4 protein-coding genes are annotated in these 2207 nt (G+C 40.5%); all 4 read left to right on the top strand.

Annotated elements, in window-relative coordinates; all coding sequences use genetic code 11:
- Positions 1-179: 179 nt before the first annotated feature.
- Entirely contained in the window at positions 180-719 is a 540-nt protein-coding gene (locus tag TY09_RS17415; RefSeq protein ID WP_042437036.1) for a nitroreductase family protein, read from the top strand.
- Positions 720-841: 122 nt separating this feature from the next.
- Positions 842-1264 carry a hypothetical protein gene (locus TY09_RS17410; RefSeq protein WP_042437029.1) on the top strand — a complete coding sequence of 141 codons (423 nt, stop codon included), beginning with the start codon at positions 842-844 and terminating at the stop codon, positions 1262-1264.
- Positions 1265-1361: 97 nt separating this feature from the next.
- Positions 1362-1748, top strand: coding sequence for a hypothetical protein (locus TY09_RS17405; RefSeq protein ID WP_052335769.1), 387 nt, complete (start codon positions 1362-1364; stop codon positions 1746-1748).
- Positions 1749-2011: 263 nt separating this feature from the next.
- The coding region (locus tag TY09_RS17400; protein WP_042437026.1) for a winged helix-turn-helix domain-containing protein at positions 2012-2207 on the top strand (196 nt) is incomplete at its 3' end.

Here is a 2207-nt window from a genome sequence, read left to right as displayed (position 1 = left end):
GTGTTGAGTGTTGGAATTATTGAAAATGTACTTTGATGCCAAAGAGGTACCAGGCTCAATGGCTATCGGAATTGCAGCGACAAAGCATTGTGAGATTTGCTGTCTTATGTCGATGTGACCTGATGGTATTACAGTTCACTCAACATTCAAAATGTGAGTTGCCAGTAAAGGCGGTTACCATGCTAAAAGAAATAGAAAACAGAAGAAGCGTCCGTAAATATCTAAATAAAAAAGTTGAGAAAGAGAAGCTTGTTCAACTATTGGAAAGCGCCAGATTAGCACCTTCTGGAAGCAATACGCAGCCTTGGACGTTCCTTATTATTGAATCGGAAGATATGAAAGAAAAACTTTCCATTGCCGATCATCATCAAAAATGGATGATGACAGCTCCAATATTCATTGTGTGCGTAGCGGATATTCGATATCGCATCCCCATGGATATTCAAGTCAGGCTGGATGAGAACAGTTCTGAACCGGAACTGAAGCAAATTATTCGGGATACAGCAATTGCAATGGGACATCTATTGCTTGAAGCGGAGCATCTGGGGTTGGCGACCTGTTGGACAGCCTGGTTTGAGCAAGATGATGTCAGACCTATCCTGAACATTCCGGATGACAAATATGTGTGCGGAATCATTACCTTGGGATATGGTGATGAGGCACCAAAGCAGCGACCGAGAAAAGCGATGGAGGAAATTGTAAGATACGAAAAATGGTGAGGAAATTTTTAGAAGTGTAAAGGACAATAAACGGTAGATGTTTTTGGGGATTTTCTGAGGCTGACGAAGCAGGTTAGATGTAATTATAGAAATAGAATTTTCGTTCATTGAAGGTGATACGTATGCTAGATTTCGGAATGTCGATGTTATGGTTTTGGTCTTGCTATTTGATCGTTACCATCGTTGGAATTTTGCATACAATTTTTAATATTTATGTGTTGAAAATGGGCCCCATGGACGAAACGGGAATGGGCGAGGGTTATGAAAAAACAAAGCCCTGGCACCCGCTTTATAATGTTGTTCTTTTTTCTGTATTCGGCTGGTTATACATCCGGGGTTTATCCGCACCAAGCCTTAAGGAGGCTTTTATTACCGGTGTAATATGGGCGGGAATTTGTATTGTCTTTGATGTTTTCGGTTGGGTGATAATCAAACACCCTTGGAGTCTTTCTTTTAAAGAGTTTTACATCGATTATCAGCCATGGATCACACTGATCTATTTTGCTATTTTGATCGGTCCCGTCATTGGGTATTTTTTCGTATAGTGCGCCATTTTGAACAAAATGGGTATAACACGAAAGAAATGATATTGGAAGCAATAGGGCTCAAAGAACACCACGATAAGTAATCAGGAGGATAAAAATGAGGAGAAAAGCAGGACTGTTCCTGATCGTGTCTCTATTATCTGCCTGTTTGGTTGGGTGCAGTAATCTATTTGTATTGAAAAATCAGGACGATGAAACTGCAACGACTACCGCTGCGATCGAATCGTCAATTGATGCTGTAAAAGAACCGGATGAAAAGGAAAACAACAATATTCTGCCTGCAGAGGAAGCCGGAAAAGAAGAAGATCCTATTCCAGGCAATACGTCGGAGCCTTTTGTAGGGAGTATGGATTTGGATAGTGAAACTGAGAAGTTTTTCTACGGAACTTGGAGAGTTGAAAAGTTATTAGGATTTGCAGATACATATAACGATGCATCTGAATATCCAGCAGGGCAAAAAGTGATTAAGGTTAGATACAGATAAAAAAAGAAGCAGGCAGTTTCAAGCCGCCTGCTTCTTTTTTTATCCCTTTCACGGTTTCTTGAACATTTGATGTCTGTTTTTCATAGATCAACAAATTGGCGTATTGGCGCCAAAAAGCGCATTATCTCGTATATAGGCACAAAAATAATCAACTTTAATAAAAAATAGTTGACATATTGATGTTTCTCGATTAATATATTAACAGAGTAAATCAATTAACGCCGTGTATCCACACAGAAGCGAGAAAAGGACGGCAAGCGAAAATGACAGGTGCGATTGGCAAAAATAACAGTGATTTGACCGAAATGAATCGCTTCGCTGTTGTGAGAATATTGCAGCAGCAGGAGGTATGTTCCCGAGCGGACATTGCCCGACAAACGGGTCTTACTCAGGCGGCTATTACCAAAATAGTTGCGTCGATGATGGAGATGGGCATTGTATCCGAGGTGGGAATCATAA

This window comes from Faecalispora jeddahensis, assembly GCF_000577335.1.
Classification (GTDB): Bacteria; Bacillota; Clostridia; order Oscillospirales; family Acutalibacteraceae; genus Faecalispora; species Faecalispora jeddahensis.
Note: the sequence above shows the minus strand (reverse complement) of the source record. Positions and strands in the feature narration are given on the sequence as shown.